This window comes from Streptomyces luteolus (assembly GCF_029968015.1).
Lineage (GTDB): Bacteria > Actinomycetota > Actinomycetes > Streptomycetales > Streptomycetaceae > Streptomyces > Streptomyces luteolus.
Map to the genome: position 1 here is coordinate 147847 of NZ_JASCIS010000005.1, position 20512 is coordinate 168358.

General features: G+C 72.3%; 21 protein-coding genes. 15 read left to right on the top strand and 6 right to left on the bottom strand.

What is annotated here, in order from left to right; genetic code table 11:
• Positions 1-46 precede the first annotated feature (46 nt).
• Positions 47-1084 carry an alpha/beta hydrolase gene (locus tag QIT00_RS06680; protein WP_282534162.1) on the bottom strand — a complete coding sequence of 346 codons (1038 nt, stop codon included), beginning with the start codon at positions 1082-1084 and terminating at the stop codon, positions 47-49.
• Positions 1081-2256 carry an LLM class flavin-dependent oxidoreductase gene (locus QIT00_RS06685; RefSeq protein WP_282534163.1) on the bottom strand — a complete coding sequence of 392 codons (1176 nt, stop codon included), beginning with the start codon at positions 2254-2256 and terminating at the stop codon, positions 1081-1083. The genes QIT00_RS06680 and QIT00_RS06685 overlap by 4 nt, the downstream gene beginning before the upstream one ends.
• Positions 2257-2432: 176 nt before the next feature.
• Between QIT00_RS06685 and QIT00_RS06690 the strand changes: the two genes are divergently transcribed.
• Together QIT00_RS06690 and QIT00_RS06695 are read left to right on the top strand one after the other, a co-directional pair.
• Positions 2433-3077: a PadR family transcriptional regulator gene (locus tag QIT00_RS06690; RefSeq protein ID WP_349017162.1), complete on the top strand. Its 645-nt coding sequence runs from the start codon at positions 2433-2435 to the stop codon at positions 3075-3077.
• Between the two features lie 1574 nt (positions 3078-4651).
• Positions 4652-5335, top strand: coding sequence for a glycerophosphodiester phosphodiesterase (locus QIT00_RS06695; protein WP_282534302.1), 684 nt, complete (start codon positions 4652-4654; stop codon positions 5333-5335).
• Between the two features lie 80 nt (positions 5336-5415).
• Here QIT00_RS06695 and QIT00_RS06700 read toward each other — a convergent pair whose 3' ends face one another.
• A complete protein-coding gene (locus QIT00_RS06700; RefSeq protein ID WP_282534164.1) occupies positions 5416-5973 on the bottom strand; it encodes a GNAT family N-acetyltransferase in 558 nt (185 codons plus the stop codon).
• Between the two features lie 155 nt (positions 5974-6128).
• Between QIT00_RS06700 and QIT00_RS06705 the strand changes: the two genes are divergently transcribed.
• The 8 genes from QIT00_RS06705 to QIT00_RS06740 all read left to right on the top strand — a co-directional run bounded on the left by QIT00_RS06705 (position 6129) and on the right by QIT00_RS06740 (position 13516).
• On the top strand, positions 6129-6515 hold the full coding sequence (locus QIT00_RS06705) for a VOC family protein (protein ID WP_282534165.1): 387 nt from the start codon (positions 6129-6131) through the stop codon (positions 6513-6515).
• Between the two features lie 235 nt (positions 6516-6750).
• On the top strand, positions 6751-8046 hold the full coding sequence (locus tag QIT00_RS06710) for a cytochrome P450 (RefSeq protein WP_282534166.1): 1296 nt from the start codon (positions 6751-6753) through the stop codon (positions 8044-8046).
• Positions 8047-8228: 182 nt separating this feature from the next.
• Positions 8229-8846, top strand: a complete 618-nt coding sequence (locus QIT00_RS06715; protein WP_282534167.1) for a DUF5134 domain-containing protein — start codon at positions 8229-8231, stop codon at positions 8844-8846.
• A gap of 164 nt (positions 8847-9010) precedes the next feature.
• Complete coding sequence (locus QIT00_RS06720) at positions 9011-9946, top strand: M56 family metallopeptidase (RefSeq protein ID WP_282534168.1); 936 nt, start codon at positions 9011-9013, stop codon at positions 9944-9946.
• A gap of 66 nt (positions 9947-10012) precedes the next feature.
• Positions 10013-10723: a phosphatase PAP2 family protein gene (locus tag QIT00_RS06725; protein WP_282534169.1), complete on the top strand. Its 711-nt coding sequence runs from the start codon at positions 10013-10015 to the stop codon at positions 10721-10723.
• Between the two features lie 881 nt (positions 10724-11604).
• Entirely contained in the window at positions 11605-12300 is a 696-nt protein-coding gene (locus QIT00_RS06730) for an HAD family hydrolase (RefSeq protein WP_282534170.1), read from the top strand.
• 44 nt (positions 12301-12344) lie between these two features.
• Positions 12345-12890 carry an AAA family ATPase gene (locus QIT00_RS06735; protein WP_282534171.1) on the top strand — a complete coding sequence of 182 codons (546 nt, stop codon included), beginning with the start codon at positions 12345-12347 and terminating at the stop codon, positions 12888-12890.
• The gene (locus QIT00_RS06740; RefSeq protein WP_282534172.1) at positions 12887-13516 is read left to right on the top strand and encodes a 2'-5' RNA ligase family protein; all 630 of its coding nucleotides are present in this window, start codon (positions 12887-12889) and stop codon (positions 13514-13516) included. Before QIT00_RS06735 ends, QIT00_RS06740 begins: the two co-directional genes overlap by 4 nt.
• Here the strand turns inward: QIT00_RS06740 and QIT00_RS06745 are convergent.
• Positions 13513-13860, bottom strand: a complete 348-nt coding sequence (locus QIT00_RS06745) for a VOC family protein (RefSeq protein WP_282534173.1) — start codon at positions 13858-13860, stop codon at positions 13513-13515. The genes QIT00_RS06740 and QIT00_RS06745 overlap by 4 nt on opposite strands.
• 191 nt (positions 13861-14051) lie before the next feature.
• Between QIT00_RS06745 and QIT00_RS38905 the strand changes: the two genes are divergently transcribed.
• A complete protein-coding gene (locus QIT00_RS38905) occupies positions 14052-14126 on the top strand; it encodes a 50S ribosomal protein bL37 (protein WP_373297613.1) in 75 nt (24 codons plus the stop codon).
• 73 nt (positions 14127-14199) lie between these two features.
• Here the strand turns inward: QIT00_RS38905 and QIT00_RS06750 are convergent, their stop codons facing one another.
• Complete coding sequence (locus QIT00_RS06750; RefSeq protein ID WP_282534174.1) at positions 14200-15426, bottom strand: acyl-CoA dehydrogenase family protein; 1227 nt, start codon at positions 15424-15426, stop codon at positions 14200-14202.
• A gap of 163 nt (positions 15427-15589) precedes the next feature.
• Between QIT00_RS06750 and QIT00_RS06755 the strand changes: the two genes are divergently transcribed.
• Positions 15590-16234, top strand: a complete 645-nt coding sequence (locus QIT00_RS06755; RefSeq protein WP_282534175.1) for a TetR family transcriptional regulator — start codon at positions 15590-15592, stop codon at positions 16232-16234.
• A gap of 267 nt (positions 16235-16501) precedes the next feature.
• On the opposite strand, the gene def is transcribed toward QIT00_RS06755, so the two are convergent.
• On the bottom strand, positions 16502-17044 hold the full coding sequence (def, locus tag QIT00_RS06760) for a peptide deformylase (protein ID WP_282534176.1): 543 nt from the start codon (positions 17042-17044) through the stop codon (positions 16502-16504).
• Between the two features lie 138 nt (positions 17045-17182).
• Here def and QIT00_RS06765 point away from each other — a divergent pair, with 138 nt between their 5' ends.
• From QIT00_RS06765 to QIT00_RS06775, 3 genes are all read left to right on the top strand, one after another.
• Positions 17183-18430: a Mur ligase family protein gene (locus QIT00_RS06765; RefSeq protein WP_282534177.1), complete on the top strand. Its 1248-nt coding sequence runs from the start codon at positions 17183-17185 to the stop codon at positions 18428-18430.
• Positions 18431-18471: 41 nt separating this feature from the next.
• Entirely contained in the window at positions 18472-19200 is a 729-nt protein-coding gene (locus tag QIT00_RS06770) for a type 1 glutamine amidotransferase (RefSeq protein WP_282534178.1), read from the top strand.
• A gap of 232 nt (positions 19201-19432) precedes the next feature.
• Positions 19433-20458, top strand: a complete 1026-nt coding sequence (locus QIT00_RS06775; protein WP_282534179.1) for a 6-phosphofructokinase — start codon at positions 19433-19435, stop codon at positions 20456-20458.
• The last annotated feature ends 54 nt before the right edge of the window (positions 20459-20512 follow it).

The following is a 20512-nucleotide window of genomic DNA, read 5'->3' on the forward strand; positions in this document are numbered from 1 at the left end:
ACCGTATGCATGCGAGGTTCTCCGCCACAAGGGGAGCCTGCGGAAATTATCCTGCGAGACCCCCTGATTCACCGATGTTTTTCCTGCCGTTCCCCAGATTGGCAGCGTTCCCTGGGGCGGCGGCTGTCCCGGCGATCGCGGCCGCCGCGCCCTCCAGTGCCGCGCGGGCGTCGGCGAGCGCCTGGGGGAAGCCGAAGAAGCCGTGGAACATCTGCGGGAAGTGCGCCTCCGTGACCGGGACGCCCGCCTCGCGCAGGCGTTCCGCGTAGGCCGTGCCCTCGTCGCAGAGCGGATCGCAGCCCGCCGTGACGATGTGCGCGGGCGGCAGTCCGGACAGCTCGCCGAGCAGCGGGGAGATCCTCGGGTCGGCCGGGTCGCCGCCGGCCGCGAGGTACTGCTGCCCGAACCACTTCATGTGCGCCAGGGACAGGAAGAAGCCGCTGCCGTTGCGCTGCAGGGACGGCCACGGGCGGCTCATGTCGGTCGCCGGGTAGATCAGCAGCTGCAGCGCGACGGCCGGGCCGCCCTCGTCCCTGGCCTGCTGCGCGATCACCGCGGAGAGGTTGCCGCCCGCACTGTCCCCGGCCACGACCAGGGCGTCCGGGTCTCCGCCGAGCTCCTCGACGTGCGCCGCGGTCCAGCACAGGGCGGCGTACGCGTCCCGCACCCCCGCCGGGAACGGATGCTCGGGCGCGAGCCGGTAGTCCACGGCGACGACCGCGGCGCCCGCCTCCCGGCAGAGCCCGCGGGCCGTGCTGTCGTGGCTCTCCAGGTCGCCGATGACCCAGCCGCCGCCGTGCAGGAAGAGCACGGTCGGCCGGGGCCCGGCGGCCGACGCCGGGTCCGGCAGGTAGATCCGTACCGGAATCTCGGGCTCGCCCTCCGGTCCCGGGATCACGCGGTCCTCCACCGAGCCGACCTCGGGCGGCTCCCAGGGCGGGCGCGGCTGCGCCGACAGGATCCGCCGGGCCTGAGCGGCGTCGGTCACCGTGCCCCCGAGGTCCGGGAAGACGGAGGTGATCAGGTCCACCAACTGCCGTGCGTCCGGCGGGAGTCGGTCCTCTCTCACATGCTCTGTCGTCATCGGGCTGCCTCCTGGTCCCGCGCGGTCCGTCGGCCCACCGGCCGCCGCCGCGCGTCGTCGCGGAAGTGCGGAATCACCTTCTCGCCCCACTGCCGGATGGTCTCCATGCAGGCCTCCTGCGGCACCGTGCCCATCTGGATCAGGCACATGATCTCGTCGGCGCCCGCGTCGCGGAGCCGCTCGACGTAGCGAATCGCGTCGTCCGCGGTGCCGTAGGCGTGGTCCGCGTTGAAGGTGGCCGTGGCGTTGGGGCGTACCGGAATGCTGTGCTCGTGCAGTCGGGCCACGACCTGCTCGGCGGCCCGGCGCATCTCCTCGGCCTCGTCGGCGCCCTCGACCACGGCCTCGTCGGGAACGCCCGCCCCGCCGTACCAGTGGCCGATCGACTGCGCGAAGAACCGCTGCCCTCGGATGCCGATGCTCCGTGCCGTCTCGCCGTCGTCGAGCACGATCGTCGGACAGAGTACGGAGAAGTGGTCGTTGACGACAGAGGAGACGAGGCGTTCACTGCCGCGCTCCGCCCGCGCGGTGTCGTACGCGGTCCGCATCTCCTTGATCGACTCGGGCCCGGCGAAGCCCATCACGAGGGCCCCGATGCCGAGTTCGGCCGCCTGCCGCAGTGTCTCCGTACGGCTGCACGCGAGGAACAGCGGGGGGTGCGGCGTCTGCTTCGGGCGCGGCAGGATCGGGTGCGGGTCGATGTCGAGCAGCTCGCCGTGGTGCTCCAGCTCGTCCTTCTCCCAGGCCTTTCCGATGATCCTGAGCGCCTCCTCGACCTCCTGCGTGGTGCGGTCCCGGTCCACGCCGCACAGCGAGGTCTCCTGCAGCGTGCCGCCGCGGCCCGCGCCCAGGTCGACGCGGCCGCCGGAGAGCAGGTCGAGCATGGCGGCGCGCTCGGCCACGCGCGCGGGGTGGTTGAAGGCGAACGGCATGCAGACCACACCGTGCCCGATCCGGATCGTGCTGGTCTTCGCGGCGACCCAGGTGAGGAAGATCTCCGGGGCGCTCATGTGCGCGTACCACTTGAGGGAGTGGTGCTCGACCGCCCAGACGCGGTCGAAGCCCATCTCCTCGGCGAGCACGGCCTGTTCGACGCAGTCACGGATCACCTGGTGCTCGCGCTCGACGGTCGGATCCGCCAGCTGCGCCTCGAAGATCACGGAGAACTTCACGCCGCCTCCTGGGAGTTGAGTGGGTCTGCGTTTGCCTCGACGCGGTGCCTCGATACGGTGCCTCGATACCTCTACCAGCCATATGACTAATAGTCAGGTGTAGCGGGAGGGGGGTGAAGTGGCAAGGCATACGACAGGGGATTGCGCCCGGCCGCACCGCCGCCTTCAATGCGGCCATGAGCAAGGGCGATCACGAGTCGACAGCGCACCCGGCCGATCCGGTGGACCCGGCTGACCTGGGCGACCCGGGTGACCCGGGTGACCCGGGTGACCCGGGCGAGAGTCTGCCGCCGACGGCCTGGGCGGTGCTCGGCCTGCTCTCGTTCCCCGGCGAGCGCACGGGCTACGAGCTGAAGAAGTGGGCCGACTCCTCCCTCCGCTTCTTCTACTGGTCGCCCGCGATCAGCCAGATCTACGCCGAGCTGCGCCGCCTGGAGTCCTGCGGCTACGCCACGTCACGCCGCTCCGGCCCGGAGGAGCCGCGCGCCAAGCGGGCGTACGCGATCACGGACGCGGGCCGCACCGCCCTGTCCCGCTGGGCGAGCGCGGGCCAGGACCCGGGCGCCCCGGTCCTCAAGCACCCACTGCTGCTGCGCGTCTGGCTCGGCCATCTCACACAGCCGGAGCAGCTGCGGGCTCTGGTGCACGAGCATGTGGCGCGTACGCGGGGCGAGTTGAAGGAGGTACGGGATGCTCTGGCGCGGGCCGACGGGGTGGAGGCCTGGGGCCACCCGCAGATCGCCCTGCGCTGGAGCGAGCGGCGCCTGATCTCGGAGGTGGAGCTGGCAGAGGCGATGCTGGGGGATTTGGAGGGGTTGTAGGCCCCCCTTGACCGTCCCGCCCTGTCGACTCGGTGCACGCCGGGCGCGCTGGGGGAGGGATTGGCGTGCTCGGCGCCGCCGGGCGCCTTGCGGACTGAGCTGGCGCGTCGCGCCCGTTCGCGGCTGTGTCTAGCTGCGTCTAGCTGTGCCCGCGGGGCTGGCTCCGTGGCCTGCGGCGGTCGGCTGCTGGGCCTACGCCCCGGGGCCTCCCCGGGCTCACGGCTTCTCCTCTCCCCCTGCGCCTCGGCCCGGAGGGGAAGGTTGTGCCGGTCCAGGGCTGGAAGGTGAGCCAAGATCCAGCCCGTCCGGCGCTTGAGGACGAGCGCGAAGCGCGATCGGGGGTCAGGGGCGCAGCCCCGGGGATGGGGCAGGGGCCCAGCCCCCGGCGGGTGTCGGGGGCGCAGGCACCGGTCGAGGCCAAGTGCGCAGCCCGGTCGGGGTCAGGGGCGGCAGCCCCGGCGGGCGAAGGCCTGGTCGGGGGCAGGGGCGAAGCCCCGTGCGGGGTCCAGGGCGGCAGCCCCGGTGGTCTGCTCTGGGGCGGCAGCGCGTGGGGCGTAGCCCCAGTCGGGGGTGGGGATTCGCCCCGTGCGGGAACCGGGGGCGGCAGCCCGGCGGGCGAACACCCGGAGCGGGCCAAGCACGCAGCCCCGGCGGGGGGCAGGGGCAGCCCCGGCGGTCTGCTCTGGGGCGGCAGCGCGTGGGGCGTAGCCCCAGTCGGGGGTGGAGATACGCCCCGTGCGGGATCCGGGGGCGGCAGCCCGGCGGGCGAAGGCCCGGAGGGTGCCAAGGTCGCCGCCCCCCGGCGGGGGGCAGGGGCAGTCCCGGTCGAGGTCAGGGACACAGCCTCGCCTGGGGTCAGCGGCGCAGCCCCGACCGGGTCAAGGGCGCGCAGCCCGTTGGGCGCCGCCCCGGTCCGGGACCAGGGGCCCAACCCGGGGATTGGGGCAGGGGCGAAGCCCCGGGGGGACGAAGGCCCGGAAGGAGCTAAGCACGCACCCCCAGCGGGGTTCAGGGGGCAAGCCCCGGTCGAGGTCAGGGCACAGCCCCTGCGGAGCCCGGGGGCGGCAGCCCTGGCGGGCCCAGCCCCGGTCGGGGTCAAGGGCTCAGCCCCGGCAGGGTCCAGGGGCGGCAGCCCCGGGGGGGGAGGTTCGGGGGGCGGAGCCCCCAGGGGGCCAGGGGCGGCAGCCCCGGGATGGGGGTCCGGGGGGCGGAGCCCCCAGGGGGCCAGGGGCGGCAGCCCCCGCGAGGTGGCCCGTGAGGGCTTCGGGAAGGGGAGGGGAGGGGAGGAGAAGCGCGGGTGAATCGCGCGCGCACCGCCTTGACCCCCGAAGCACACGTTCACGAGCGTCGTCTTGCGCTCCGCAGGAACCCTCGCCAAGCTTGCGCAGTGGCTCGGACCCCGAGTTCGGCATTCGCCCCGCGACCGCGGTGAATGGCCGCCGACCTGCCCGTGAACGGGACTCACGGCAGCGCCCGGCGGAGCCGCGAGCCGCGTCGCGCCGGACCTCCCGGACCGCCCGCCATCGCGGCGCACCTGGACAGCGTCAGGCATGTCGACGGAAGCGAGTGAACCCTTGAACTTCCTCACCATCGGTCATCGTGGAGTCATGGGCGTCGAGCCCGAGAACACTCTCAGGTCCTTCGTGGCCGCCGAGCAGGGCGGCCTCGACGTCATCGAGCTCGACCTCCACCTCAGCAAGGACGGCGCCCTCGTCGTCATGCACGACGCGCAGGTCGACCGCACCACCGACGGCAAGGGGCCGATCGCCGAGAAGACCCTCGCCGAGCTGCGCGCCCTCGACGCCGGTCGGGGCGAGCGCATCCCGGTGTTCGAAGAGGTCCTGGACGCGGTGAAGGCGCCGCTGCAGGCGGAGATCAAGGACGTGGCCGCCGCCCGCTCCCTCGCCGAGGTGATGCACCGGCGCGACCTCGTGAGCCGCGTCGAGGTGCTCTCCTTCCACGACGAGGCGCTCGCGGAGATCTCCCGGCTCGTCCCCGGCGTACGCACCGCGCTCGTCGCCAGCCGCTACGGCACCGACGTCGTGGAGCGGGCCGTGGCCGTCGGCGCCACCACGCTCGTACTCAACATCCGCCGTCTGGCCCTGGAGACGGTCGAGGCCGCGCGCAAGGCGGACCTGCGGATCATCGGCTGGGTCGTCAACACCCAGGACCATCTGCGCCTGGTCCGCGCCCTCGGCCTCGACGGCGCCACCACCGACTACCCGGAGATCAAACGCACCGGCCGCTTCACCGCCTGAGCCACCTCAGGTGCATACAAGAGGCATCCCAGAGGCACCCCAGAGGCACCCCGCCCAACTCCCTTCCGGACACGGCCTGTTCAGTCGCCGAGCGGCTTCACCAGGAGCTCGAACTGCAGGTCGTCCCGCTGCGGAACACCGAAGCGCTCGTCGCCGTACGGGAACGGGGTCATCTCGCCCGTACGGCGATACCCCCGGCGCTCGTACCAGGCGATCAGGTCCTCGCGGACCGAGATCACCGTCATCTGCATCTGTCGTACGCCCCATTGCGCGCGGGCCGTGCGCTCCGCCTCCGCGATGATCACCTTGCCGAGGCCGGCGCCCTGCAGCTGGGGGCTGACCGCGAACATCCCGAAGTACGCCGCGTCGCCCCGGTGTTCCAGCTGGCAGCAGGCGACCGTACGGCCGTCCCGCTCCACCACGAGCAGCCGGCTGTCCGGTGCCTCGACGACCGCGCGCACGCCCTCCGGATCCGTCCGCTGCCCCTCCAGGATGTCCGCCTCCGTGGTCCAGCCGGTGCGGCTGCTATCGCCCCGGTAGGCCGACTCGATCAGCGCGACGAGCGCCTCTACGTCGGCGTCCGTGGCATCACGGAAGGTCGGTTCGCCGGTGGTGGCGGTGCGGGATGCGGTGTCCATGGAGGTGCTGCCCTTCGTGTCTCGCGGCGTGGCTGTGACGGGGTATGACGGGGTATGAGGGGGTATGAAGGGGTACCGCGCGGACCACCACACGCCCCCCGGCGGTCTCCGATCGTGGTGCCGTCGAGCCTAGCGCGCCATTACAGTGCCGTTTCATGGTCCATGTACTGAGCAGCCGCACCCTCCTGCGCCCCGTCGACCCCGAGCGCAGCCGCACCTTCTACGGCGAGACCCTCGGCCTCGACATCTACCGCGAGTTCGGCACCGGGCCGGAGCGCGGCACCGTCTACTTCCTGGGCGGCGGATTCCTGGAGCTGTCCGGGCGGGCGGAGCGGGCGCCGTCGCCGGGGATCCGGCTCTGGCTGCAGGTCGCCGACGTCGCGGCCGCGCACGAGGCACTGCGGGCGGGCGGCGTGGACATCGTCCGGGAGCCGCGTCAGGAACCCTGGGGCCTCATCGAGATGTGGATCAAGGACCCCGACGGCCACGACCTCGTGCTCGTCGAGGTGCCCGCCGACCACCCGCTGCGCCACCGCCCGTGACGTACCGCGCGCAACCCTGCTCCCCCACTCCCCGGGGGCGCCCTCACGCGCCCCCTGTGCCACAGCGCACACCATGATCCGTGCAACCCCGAGACGGGGCCCGAGCGTCCCTGATTCGACCCTGATTCCCAGCCCAGAGACGCCCCTCGGTCACCACGGGCCCCGATCGGCCACTTATGCTGACCGCTCCCGTTAATTCCGAGACCGCATCGAGAGTCTGGGCTGTACGTCGACCATGGAGCTCACATTGAGGGCGAATCTCCGATCCCGCATCGCCGCTCGGCTGGGGCGCAAGTACCTGGCCAGGATCAAGAAGCACGGCATCGGATCGTCCACGATCTCGCTCCTGCCCGAGGCACTCCTGATGCCGCTGCGCCGCGAAGGGCTCGATCCGGCGCCGCAGCTGATCAGCACCCAGGAGCAGGCGCCGATCTCCAAGGTGCCGCTGCCGTTCGGCATGGACGCCTGGGTCGTCACGGGGCACGAGGAGGTGAAGGCGGTCCTCGGCGCGACCGACGGATTCAGCACGGACTTCACCAACATCGCGGGGAACGCGGGCGTGCTTGAGGAGCAGAACCCCGGCGGCCTCGGCTTCGCGGACCCGCCGGTGCACACGCGGCTGCGCAAGATACTCACCCCGGAGTTCACCATGCGCCGCCTGCGCAGGCTGACTCCGCGGATCGACGAGATCGTCAACGACTGCCTGGACTCGATGGAGCGCAGCGGCCCCGGCCCGGTCGACCTCGTGCAGAACTTCGCCCTGCCGATCCCCTCCCTCACGATCTGCGAACTGCTCGGCGTCCCCTACGAGGACCGGCACGACTTCCAGCAGCTGAGCATGGCCCGCTTCGACCTGTCCGACGGCGCGATAGCGCCCTTCGGCCACACCTCGGCCTCGCTCGACTACTTCCGCGACGTCGTGAAGAAGCAGCGCGAGAAGCCCGGTGACGGACTGCTCGGCATGATCGTCCGCGAGCACGGCGACACCGTCGGGGACGAGGAGCTCGCCGGCCTCGCCGACGGCGTCCTGACCGGCGGTTTCGAGACCACCGCGAGCATGCTGGCGCTCGGTTCGCTCGTACTCCTCCAGGACCCGCGGGCATTCGCCCGGGTCCGGGACGAGGACGCGGCGGCGGCGCCGTTCGTCGAGGAGGCGCTGCGCTATCTGACGGTGGTGCAGCTGGCGTTCCCGCGGTTCGCGAAGGAGGACATCGAGATAGCCGGGGTGCACATCCCGAAGGGCGACATGATGTTGTGCTCCCTCAGCGGCGCCAACCGCGACCCGCGCTTCACCGGTGGTGACCGCGGCGCCTTCGACCCGGACCGCAAGGCCTCCGGCCACCTCGCCTTCGGCTACGGCATCCACCGCTGCATCGGCGCTGAGCTGGCCCGGATGGAACTGCGCGCCGCCTACCCCGCGCTGCTGCGCCGCTTCCCCGAGATGAAGCTGGCCGTCTCTCCGGACGCGCTCTCCTTCCGCAAGCTGTCCATCGTCTACGGCGTCGAGTCCCTGCCGGTGCATCTGCGCTGACGCTCCCCCAGCTCCCCGCCCGCTCCCCGCCCGCTCCCCCAGGCGTACTTCCGCTCCCCTTCCGCCGGTGCGTGCTCCCCGCGTACACCCGTGCGCCGCGTAGGTAACCGCCCCACCGGGCATCGACCTGTCGACACGGATGAGTGCCGATGCGTCGACGGTGACGGAGGGGGAGGTGTGCCGTGCACGGACCGGCACTGGCCGGGTGGCTGCTCGTCGCGTTGTGCGCGGCGACCGGGGCGTACTGCCTGCTGCGGATGCGCAGCCCGGTCGCCGAGCAGCGCAGCGCGGCGGGCGGTGAGGCCCTGATGGGGTTCGGGATGGCGGTGATGGCGGTCCCGGCAGCGGTGTTCGGGCCGCCCCGCTGGGCGTGGTGGGCGTACGGGGTGGTGTTCGGCGCGGCCGCGGTGCGCGCGCTGTGGAACGCGCGGGGGCACGCCCGTGCGCATCACCTGCACCATCTCGTCGGCACCCTCGCGATGGTCTACATGGCGGTGGCCATGGCGGCCGCGCCCGCGGCAGGCGCGGGGCACGCGGCGCATGCGGGCCCGGCGGGCGCCCCCCTGGTCACCGGTGTGCTGCTGCTGTACTTCGCCGGGTACGTGCTCGGGGCCGGGATGCGGCTCGTGCCGGCTGCGGGGGCGGTCGGGGGCGCGGTCGCGGGTGCGGGGGGAGTTGGTACCGGGCGCGTTGGTGACGGGCCACTTGGTGCCGTGGCCTGGGGTGACCGGGCCGAGGTGGCGCTCGCCTGCCGACTCGCCATGGGCATCGGGATGTTCGCGATGCTGCTGACGATGTGAGCCCTCCGTGCCACGGACGCGACGCTCGCCGCTGCGAAATCCGTGGCGTGCGCCGACCCCCTGCGAAATCCGTCGTCGGCGCCCGCACCTACGAAATCCGTGGCGTGCGTCACTTGACGGCTCAGCCCATGTCCTCCGGTAGCCCGCGCTCATAGGCTGGGGTCATGTTGGTCCCCGTCGCCCTGCTCATGCTCGGCGCGCTGACCGCCGTCGTGGGCCCCAGACTCCTTGCACGCGCCGAGTGGCCGGAGCGCGAACCCGTGGTCGCGCTGTGGGTATGGCAGTGCGTGATCGCGACCGTGCTGCTGTGCTGCGCGCTGTCCATGACGCTGAGCGCCGCCGCGGCATGGCAGGCGGTGCGAGGACACCTCTTCGCGCCCGCCCCGCAGGGCGTCGTCGAGGCGTACGCCCTGTCGGCCGCGGGCCCTTGGGCCGCCGCCACCGCGGTCGCGCTCGCCCTCGGCGGGGTGTGGACCGCGGCGATGCTGAGCCGCGAGGTGTTCCGGGCGCGCGCCCGCCGCCGCGCGCGCCGCGCCGAACTCCTCGTACGCTCCCCGCTGCTGCCCGGCGAGGAGCCCGGCACGGACCGGCTTGTCGTTCTGGAAGGTGAGCGTCCGGATGCCTGGTGGCTGCCCGGCACGGCGCCCCAACTGGTCATCACCACCGCCGCGTTGCGCCGTCTGAAAGGCCGTCAGCTCGATGCGGTGCTCGCCCACGAGCAGGGTCATGCGCAGGCCCGCCACGACTGGCTGCTGCACTGCTCGGCCGCGCTCGCCAACGGCTTTCCGCAGGTACGGGTCTTCGCGGCGTTCCGCGACGAGATGCACCGGCTCGTGGAGTTGGCGGCCGACGACGTGGCCTCCCGCCGCTTCGGGCGCCTGACAATCGCACTCGCCCTGGTCGAACTGAACGAGCACCGGGGCGTGTTCGGCCCGTGCCCCAGCACGATGGCCGAAGTGCCGCAGCGCGTGCAGCGGTTGCTGTCGCCGCTGCCCCGGCTCACCGCGGGCCGACGCCTGCGTCTGACCGCGGCGGCCGCTCTGGTTCCGGTGATCCCGCTGCTGATCGCGTTCGTCCCGGGTCTGAGCGCCCTCGGCTGAACCGCGCCGCCACTTCCTCCCGTTCGGCTCTGGCCCGTACCGGCGCGCGTCGGCGAGGATCTTCGTATGCACTCCGCACCACGCCCCGACGCGCCCCAGAACTCCCCCGCGGCGGAAGGTCCGTCGGCGCCCCTTGCGGGGCGGGCGGGCCGGGTCTCCGCCGCCGTGCTCGGGGTGCTGACCGCTCTGCTGGTCGGCGCCGTGGCGGCCGACTGGGCGCCGCTGCTCGACGCCGACGCGTCACTCGCCCGCACCACCCACCGCTGGGCCGTCGAGAATCCGGCGCTGACCCAGACCAACCGGATTCTCACCGACTGGATCTGGGACACGTGGACGATGCGCGCGCTCTGCGCGGTCCTGGTCGTCTGGCTGTGGTGGCTCGGCGACCGACGGCTCGCCGTGTGGGTGGGCGCGAGCTGCCTCCTCGCGACGCTGCTCCAGCAGGGCCTGAAGGCGGCCGTCGGGCGGGAGCGGCCGACGTGGCCGGACCCGGTCGACAGCGCCCACTTCGCGGCGTTCCCGTCCGGGCACGCGATGACGGCGACGGTCGTCTGCGGCCTCGTCCTGTGGGTCCTCGCCCTCCGCCACGCGGGCCACGCGGTATGGCGCACGGCGCTCACCGTGACAACCGTCTCGGTCCTCGGCGTGGGCTGGACCCGAGTCTGGCTCGGCGTCCACTGGCCATCGGACGTCCTCGGCGGCTGGCTCTTCGGCACACTCCTGGTCCTGCTCACGGCGGTGCTGTACGGACGAACACCCCGAGCGGAACGCCCCTGACGAGGCCACGATTCCCCACCGAACGACCGGACCGGGACGGGGCGTTCTTGGCCGGGCACGGCCGGGGCACAGGGACCATCCCCCGGGAGCCCACCGCGACCGTGCCTCCCGTCGCCTGCGCGGGCCCGTGTGGCCGCGCACACTGCCCCGCCCGATGTCCCCCGCTGCCAGCTCTTCGGCACACTCCTGGTACTGCTCGGCGGTGCTGTACGGACGGCCGACGCGAGCGGGACGCCTCTGGCAGGCCACGAATTCCCGCCGAACGACCGTACTGGGACGGGGCGTTCCCGGCCGGGCACGGCCGGGGCACAGGGACCAGCCCACGGGAGCCCACCGCGACCGTGCCTCCCGTCGCCTGCGCGGGCCCGTGTGGCCGCGCACACTGCCCCGCCCGACGTCCCCGGCTGCTGGCTCTTCGGACCCTCCTGGTACTGCTCGGCGGTGCTGTACGGACGGCCGACGCGAGCGGGACGCCCCTGGCCAGGCCACGATGCCCCGCCGAACGACCGGACCGGGGCTGGGACGTTCTCGACCAGGCCAGGCCGGGCCGGGCCGGGCCGGGGCACCGAGGATCAGCGCGCACGGCGCCCGCCGTGACCGTGCCGCCCGTCGCCTGCGCGAGCCCCGTTTCCGGCCGTTTGTACATCCCCGCCCGACGCCCCCGGGGGTTGGCGCTTCGGCACACTTCCTTTCCCTGACTGTGCCTCCCGTCACCGCCGCAGGCGGCCCCCGGGCCCGCCCAGCGCACATGGCCCGTCAGCCTCGTCGGCGGCAGGCATCTCGGCTCACGTACCGCTCACGGCTGTGCTGTACGGACGACGGGTGCGGGGGCCCGACCCGGCGTTCTTGACCGGTTGGGTGTCGGCGTTGAGGATCGGGGGATGGCGATCAAGGGTGTGCTGTTCGACTTCTCCGGAACCCTGCTGCGTATCGAGTCCACCGAGTCCTGGCTGCGCGCCACCCTGGACGCGTCCGAACTGGCCGTTGCCGACGAGGAGTTCAGGCACTACGTCGCCGAGCTGGAAGCCGTCGGCGCGCTGCCCGGCGGCACGCCTCCCGGTACGGTCCCCGCGCACCTGGAGGAGCTGTATGCCACCCGGGACGTGAGCGCCGAGCTGCACCGCGCGGCGTTCACCGGGCTGTCCCGCGAGGTGGCCCTGCCGGCGCCCGGCCTCCACGAGGCGCTGTACGACCGCCACAAGACTCCGGCCGCCTGGCGTCCCTACCCGGACACCGCCGACGTGCTCGCCGCGCTCAAGGAGCGCGGACTGCTCGTCGGCGTGGTCAGCAACATCGGCTGGGACCTGCGGCCCGTCTTCCGCGCGCACGGCCTCGACCGGTACGTCGACACGTACGTCCTGTCGTACGAACACGGCGTGCAGAAGCCCGATCCGCGGCTGTTCGCGGTGGCCTGTCAGGCGCTCGGAGTGGCACCGGAGGACGCGTTGATGGTGGGTGACGACCGGCGGGCGGACGGGGGCGCGGCCCGGCTCGGCTGCGCGGTGCACTTCGTGGACCACCTGCCGGTGGAGCAGCGCCCGGCGGGTCTGGAGCCGGTGCTCGCACTCCTCGACTGAGCCCGCGCGCCCGGCGGTTCGGGCCCCGGTGCTACGGTCCCGGGATGATCGTCTGGATCAACGGCGCCTTCGGCAGCGGCAAGACGACCCTGGTCGCGAACCTGCGCAGGCGGCTGCCCGAGGCGCTGGTCTTCGACCCGGAGGACATCGGCCAGGTGCTCGGCCGCATCGTCGACGTGCCCACCGGGAACTTTCAGGATCTGCCCCTGTGGCGCCGCCAGGTCGCGGAGCTTGCCCTCGGTCTCGTCACGGAGTACGAGCGTCCGCTGCTCGTGCCGATGACGCTGGTCGACCCCCGGTACGCGGCGGAGGTCTTCGGCGTCTTCGACCGTGCCGGGGTCACGCTGCACCACTTCTTCCTGCGCGTGCCGCCCGAGGAGCTGGAGCGCCGGATAGAGGAGCGCACGGTCTCGCCCGGCGACCCGGAGCGGGACGCCGCCGCCAAGCGGTGGTGCCGGGCGATGATCGAACCGTACACGGCCGCCGTCGCCACGCTGCCCGAGCGGACGGTCCTCCTGGACGGGCTGCTGCCCGAACAGCGCCTGGTGGACGAGGTGTTGGGGCACCTCGACGTCCAGACCCCGGCGTGAGCGGCACGGACGAGGGCGCGCACGGCTGGCCGGACCGTCCCGGTGACACCGCGCTCACCATCAAGGTGCCCGCGGCCGACCCGCTGGTGCGGGCTCCCTTCCCCGCGCATGTCACGGTGCTCTACCCCTTTCTGCACGCGAGCCGCATCGACGCGGCGACGGACGCCCGGCTCGGCGCGCTCTTCGCCGGGCACGAGGCGTTCGAGCTGACCTTCGCCGAGTTCGGCCGCTACCCCGGTGTGCTGTATCTGGACCCGTGGCCGCACGCGCCGGTCACCGCGCTCACCAAGCACCTGATGGCGTGCTGGCCGGAGGCGCTGCCGTACCGAGGGATCTTCGGCGCGGCCCCGTTGGCGCCGCATCTGACCCTCGCCAACGACGCGGGCCCTGACACCTGCCGCCGCGCGTACGACGCAGTGGAGGCCGAACTGGCACCGGAGCTGCCGCTGACCGCGCCCGTGACCGCCGTCGACCTGATCGTCTGGGACGGTACGGGCTGGCGGGACCGGAAGGCGTACGAACTGGGGCGCGGGAGCCGTCAGCCGGCGACGGGCTCGCGGGCGGTCTCGGCACAGAGCCTAGGTGCGACCACTGACAACGCCGGATCGCCGGCCAGGGCCGTCTAGGACGCCGGGTTCTCGATCAGGGTGACCCGGTTGCCGTCCGGGTCCTCGACGGCGGCGAAGCGGACGCGCTGCGCGCCGGGCGTGACCGGGCCGGGGGTGATCTCGCGGGCCACGAGGTCCGCGAGGGCCTTGTCGAGGTCGTCCACGACGAGGTTCACCAGGGTGCGACCGGCCTGCTCGGGCGCCTGGAAGACCTGCAGCCAGGCGTACGGCGCGATGTGCCAGTCGGCGAGGCCGGGCATCGGGCGGGAGTCGGCGGCGCGGCCGAGGAGCCGCTCGTACCAGGCGACCGAGGCGTCGATGTCACGCACGGGGGCGACCGCGAGGACGTGGGTGAAGGACATGAGCGCAGCCTTTCGCGTGGGCGTTACGAGGGTGCCGATGACGGAGCACCGTCCTCACCCTTACCGACTCCCCCGGCGTCGGCGACTCATCGCCCCCGCTTCGGATGCGGCCTCGGACCACCTCTCCCTACACTGGCCAGCACGCCGACATGTCCGGAAACAGTCGGCACGTACGGCAAGGAGCCGCCTCCATGTCCAAGCGAGGGAACAAGCGCCGCGCCCGTAAGAAGAAGGGCGCCAACCACGGAAAGCGCCCCAACGCCTGAGCGGTGAGCGCACTGCGGCCCCCGCCCGAGCACGGGTGGGGGCCGCGGCGTACGCGCGTACAGGCCGGATGATCTAGCGGATCGGCAGACCGGAGAGCGTGCGGGCGATGACCAGGCGCTGGATCTCGCTGGTGCCCTCGAAGATCGTGTAGATCGCGGCGTCGCGGTGCATCCGCTCGACCGGGTACTCACGCGTGTAGCCGTTTCCGCCGAGGATCTGGATCGCCTGGGCGGTGACCTTCTTGGCCGTCTCGCTGGCGTACAGCTTGGACATCGAGCCCTCGGCGTTCTCGAACTTCTTGCCCGTCGACGCCATCCAGGAGGCGCGCCAGACAAGCAGCCGGGAGGCGTCGACCTGGGTGGCCATGTCGGCGAGCTGGAAGGCGACGCCCTGGTTGTCGATGATCGGGCGGCCGAACTGCTCACGCGTCTTCGCGTACTCCAGCGCCTCCTCGTACGCGGCACGCGCGGTGCCGACCGCCATCGCGCCGACGGCCGGGCGGGACGCCTCGAAGGTGGCCATCGCGGCGTTCTTCACACGCTCGCCGCCCTTCTTGGCCTTCTCGCGGGCGCGGGCGAGGCGCTCGTCCAGCTTCTCCTTGCCGCCGAGCAGGCAGTGGCCGGGCACGCGGACGTTCTCCAGGACGACCTCGGCGGTGTGCGAGGCACGGATGCCGTGCTTCTGGAACTTCTGGCCCTGCGAGAGGCCCTCGGTGTTCGGCGGCACGATGAAGGAGGCGTGCCCCTTGGAGCCGAGCTCGGGGTCGACGGAGGCGACGACGACGTGGACGTTCGCGATACCGCCGTTGGTCGCCCAGGTCTTGGTGCCGTTGAGGACCCACTCGTCCTTGGCCTCGTCGTACACCGCGCGGGTGCGCATCGAGGCGACGTCGGAGCCGGCGTCCGGCTCGGAGGAGCAGAAGGCGGCGACCTTCACGTCGTTCGGGTCGCCGTACATCTGCGGGACCCAGGTGCCGATCTGCTCCTCGGTGCCGTTGGCGAGGACGCCGACGGCGGCGAGGCCCGTGCCGACGATGGACAGGGCGATGCCCGCGTCGCCCCAGAACAGCTCCTCCATCGCCATGGGGATGCCGAGTCCGGTCGGGTCGAAGAACTGCTGGGCGTAGAAGTCCAGGGAGTAGATGCCGAGCTTGGCGGCCTCCTGGATGACGGGCCAGGGGGTCTCCTCGCGCTCGTCCCACTCGGCGGCGGCGGGACGGATCACATCGGCGGCGAAGCCGTGCAGCCAGTCCCGGACCTCCTTCTGCTCGTCGTTCAGGTCCATGGTGAACTCGGCCATGCCCGTCCCCTCCAACACCTTGTTACTTGCGGTAACAAGAGTCTGTTACCCGCCAGTAGCGCCTGTCAACTCCGCAGTGGCGTTCGATGTGTTCGAGGACCCGAACCGGCGGGTGCTACGTTGCGCGTTGCGTCACGGAATCGCACGGGCGGGGAGAAACACCATGGACACGACTGAACGGACCGAGCAGGCCCTGGCGGCCGAACGCCGCAAGCGGGAGCTGCTCGAGGCCGCCGACCGGGTCGTGCTGCGCGACGGCCCCGGAGCGTCGATGAACGCCATCGCCGCCGAGGCCGGCATCACCAAGCCCATCCTGTACCGGCACTTCGGCGACAAGGGCGGGCTCTACGCGGCCCTCGCCAAGCGCCACACCGACGCGCTCCTCGCCTCCCTGCGGGCCGCTCTGGACGCCCCGTCCGAACGCCGTGCGCGCGTCGAGTCCACGCTCGACACGTACCTCGCGGCCATCGAGGGCGCGCCGCAGGTCTACCGCTTTCTGATGCACCCCGCCGAGTCCGCCTCGCCCGGCGAGCAGGGCTTCGACGTGGGCCGCCACTCGGCGCCGCTGCTGCGCAGGCTGGGCGAGGAGCTGGCCCAGGTGATCGCGGAGCGGGTCGACCTCGGTTCGGACAGCGAGCGGCTCGCGCGGGTGTGGGGGCACGGGATCGTCGGCATGATGCACGCGGCGGGTGACTGGTGGCTGGGTGAACGGCCTTGCAGCCGGGCCGAGTTGGTGCGGGATCTGGCGGATCTTTTGTGGGGGCGGTTGGCTGCCGCGGGGGATCGGGAGGGTGGGCCCGGGTTCTGACCCGCACCGTCGGCTCGGTGCACGCCGGTCGCCCCTGCGGGCTCGTCCTCAAGTGCCGGACGGGCTCAATTTGAGCCCCTCCCCGCCCCTTCCCGTAAGCCTGCGGCAGCTTCGGGGGCCAACCCCCGGACCCCCGCTCCTCAAACGCCGGAGGGGCTGATTTAAGCCCCGACAGGGGCGCGGGGAACTGCGCGACCAGCCACCACGGCGCCGCAGACGGACGACAGCCGACGGCAGTCTTTCGGGAAGGGGCGGGGTGGGGAAGGCTTAGCGCGCCCCCCACGGCGCTCGGCGGACCGCCCGGAGGACGCGTGCCCTGCGCCACCCCGCAAGCCGGTCCGGGTAGACCGTGCCCGACAAGTGGTCACACTCGTGCTGGAGGCACCGGGCGAACCACCCCGTGCCCTCGATGCGGACCGGCTCGCCGTGGCGGTCCACGCCTTCGATCAGGGCTCGGTCGAACCGTGGAGTGGACGCCTCCAGGCCCGGCAGGGAGAGGCAGCCCTCGGGGCCGCGTACGGTGTCGCCGTCGGCATCGATCAGGCGCGGGTTGACCACGTGCCCGAGGTGGCGGCGGTCCTCGTCGTCCGGGCAGTCGTAGACGAACACCCGCCGCGGGACACCGATCTGGTTGGCGGCGAGACCCACGCCATCGGCGGCGTACATGGTCGCGAACAGGTCGTCGATCAGCCCCGACAGTTCGCGGCCGAACTCGGTGACGTCCTCGCAGGGCCCGTGCAGCACGGGGTCGCCGAGCAGAGTCAGGGGCCGTACGCGCCCGGAACTGCCGGGGATCGATCCGTGTCGCATAGCGGTCAAGGGTACGTTCCGGTGTACTGCGGCGGGCGTCACGGTGCCGCAGTTCGGGCAGCGGCGGGGATCTCGATAGGCTGAGGCGACCAGTGCCGGGGGCAGGCGCGGCGCCGGAAGCAAGGAGGAGCAAGGACGATGGCAGCAAACCCGGGTGGTGTGGACCCGCTGTCGCCGCGGGCCAAGCTGGCCGTGACGGCCGGCAAGGCGGCCGCGGCGGTGTCGCGGGCGGCCGGCCGCGGCAGCGGTTCGGTGATCGGCGGCCGTGTGGCCCTGAGGCTCGACCCGGATCTGCTCGGCCGGCTCGCCCAGCACCTCGATGTGGTGCTGGTCTCGGCGACCAACGGCAAGACCACCACCACACGGCTCATCGCGGAGGCGCTCGGCGCCGCCGGACCCGTAGTGTCCAACGCGCTCGGCGCCAACATGCCCGCGGGCATCACGTCGGCGCTCGCCGGTGGTTCGGACGCCAAGTTCGGTGTGATCGAGGTCGACGAGAAGTACCTCGCCGGAGTCGCGCGCGACGTGGCCCCGAAGGCCATCGCCCTGCTCAACCTCTCCCGCGACCAGCTCGACCGGGCCGCCGAGACCCGCATGCTGGCCGAGAGGTGGCGCGAGGGCCTGGCCGGCTCCAAGGCGACGATCATCGCCAACGCCGACGACCCGCTCGTGGTGTGGGCCGCGTCCTCCTCGCCGAACGTGGTGTGGGTCGCTGCGGGCCAGGAGTGGAAGGACGACGCCTGGTCCTGCCCGTCCTGCGGTGGCGTGATGCAGCGCCCCGGCGACGACTGGTTCTGCGGCGAGTGCGGTTTCCGCCGCCCCGCGCCGAGCTGGGCGCTCAACGGCGACCACGTGCTCGACCCGCACGGCTCCGCCTGGCCGATCCAGCTCCAGCTGCCCGGCCGCGCCAACAAGGCCAACGCCACCAGCTCCGCCGCCGTCGCCGCCGCCTTCGGGGTGCCGCCGCAGGTCGCCCTGGAGCGGATGCACCAGGTGCAGGCGGTCGCCGGGCGGTACGACGTCGTGCAGTTCATGAACCGCGACCTGCGGCTGCTGCTCGCGAAGAACCCGGCCGGCTGGCTGGAGACGTTCTCGCTGATCGACCCGCCGCCTACGCCGGTGATCCTCTCGGTGAACGCGCGCGGCGCCGACGGCACGGACACCTCCTGGCTGTGGGACGTCGACTACACCCGTCTCGCCGGGCACCCGATCTTCGTGATCGGCGACCGCAGGCTGGACCTGGCCGTACGCCTCGAAGTGGCCGGTCTGGAGTTCCGGGTCTGCGACACCGTCGACGAGGCCGTGCAGCTGGCTCCGCCCGGGCGGATCGAGGCGATCGCCAACTACACCGCCTTCCAGGACCTGCGCCGCCGCGTCGGCAACTGACCCGCGCCTCAAGGCACTTCAAGGATTGAGGACCTTCAAGCATGAGTGACAACAGTCTTCGCCTGGTGTGGGTCTACCCGGACCTGCTGAGCACCTACGGCGACCAGGGCAACGCCCTCGTCGTGGAGCGCCGCGCCAACCAGCGCGGGCTGCACGTGGAGCGCCACGACGTACGCAGCGACCAGCCGGTGCCGACCTCCGGCGACATCTACCTGATCGGCGGCGGCGAGGACCGCCCGCAGCGGCTCGCCGCCGAACGGCTGCGCCGCGACGGCAACTTGAGCCGCGCGGTCGCCAACGGCGCGATCGTGTTCTCGGTGTGCGCGGGCTACCAGATCCTCGGCCACGAGTTCATCAACGACCTCGGCCAGCGCGAGCCCGGCCTCGGCCTGCTCGACGTGACGTCCACCCGCGGCGAGGCCGAGCGCTGCGTCGGTGACGTACTGGCGGACATCGACGAGCCGTTGGGCCTGCCGCAGCTGACCGGGTTCGAGAACCACCAGGGCGTCACGCACCTCGGCCCGACCGCCCGCCCGTTCGCCCGGGTCCGCCTCGGCAAGGGCAACGGCACCGGCGACGGCACCGAAGGCGCGTACAACGACACGGTGTTCGGCACGTACATGCACGGTCCGGTGCTCGCCCGGAACCCGCAGATCGCCGACATGCTGCTGCGCCTCGCGCTCGACGTGAACGCGCTGCCGCAGGTCGACGACCGCTGGTACGAGGCACTGCGCACCGAGCGGATCGCGGCCGCCACCCAGCCCGCCTGAGCGGGTCGACCACCGCATGAGCGGGTCCGACCGGCCCGCCTGAGCGGGCCTCAGCACGCTTGAGCGGACGCCTCAGGGGTCTTCACGACCCCTGAGGCGTTTTTGTCGTCTTGGACAAAGACCGGCCCTTGGAACGGATTCGGCGCCGTCGCTTCGCACTAGTAGGGTGACGCTGTCTTAGCCGGACGACGTGGTCCGGTCATCCGCCCCACGTTGCAAGGGTTCTTGGGTCATGCGTATTGGTGTCCTCACCTCCGGCGGCGACTGCCCCGGCCTCAACGCGGTCATTCGCTCGGTCGTGCACCGTGCCGTCGCCGACCACGGCGACGAGGTCATCGGCTTCCACGACGGGTGGAAGGGCCTGCTCGAGTGCGACTACCGCAAGCTCGACCTCGACGCCGTCAGCGGCATCCTCGCGCGCGGCGGCACCATCCTCGGCTCGTCCCGCGTCCAGCCCGCGCATCTGCGGGACGGCGTCGAGCGGGCCAAGGGCCACGTCTCGGAGCTCGGGCTCGACGCGATCATCCCGATCGGCGGTGAGGGCACGCTGAAGGCGGCGCGGCTGCTTTCCGACGCCGGTCTTCCGATCGTCGGCGTGCCGAAGACCATCGACAACGACATCGCGGTCACCGACGTCACCTTCGGCTTCGACACCGCGGTCGGCGTCGCCACCGAGGCGCTCGACCGCCTGAAGACCACCGCCGAGTCGCACCAGCGCGTCCTGATCGTCGAGGTCATGGGCCGCCACACCGGCTGGATCGCGCTCAACTCCGGTATGGCCGCCGGCGCGCACGCGATCGTCGTGCCCGAGCGGCCCTTCGACATCGAAGAGCTGACCGCGAAGGTCGGCGCCCGTTTCGAGGCCGGCAAGAAGTTCGCCATCGTCGTCGCCGCCGAGGGCGCCAAGCCGCGCGCCGGTTCGATGGAGTTCGACGAGGGCGGCAAGGACATCTACGGCCACGAGCGGTTCGCGGGCATCGCGCGTCAGCTCTCCATCGAGCTGGAGCAGCGCCTCGGCAAGGAGGCCCGGCCGGTGATCCTCGGCCATGTGCAGCGCGGCGGCACCCCCACCGCGTACGACCGTGTGCTCGCCACGCGCTTCGGCTGGCATGCCGTCGAGGCCGCGCACCGCGGGGAGTTCGGCATGATGACCGCGCTGCAGGGCACCGAGATCATCATGGCGCCGCTCGCGCAGGCCGTGGAGACGCTGAAGACGGTGCCCGCCGACCGGTACGCGGAGGCCGAGACCGTCCTCTGACCCCGGCTGTCCCGAACCGCCCCCGGCCGAACTCCCGGCCGGGGGCGGTTCTAC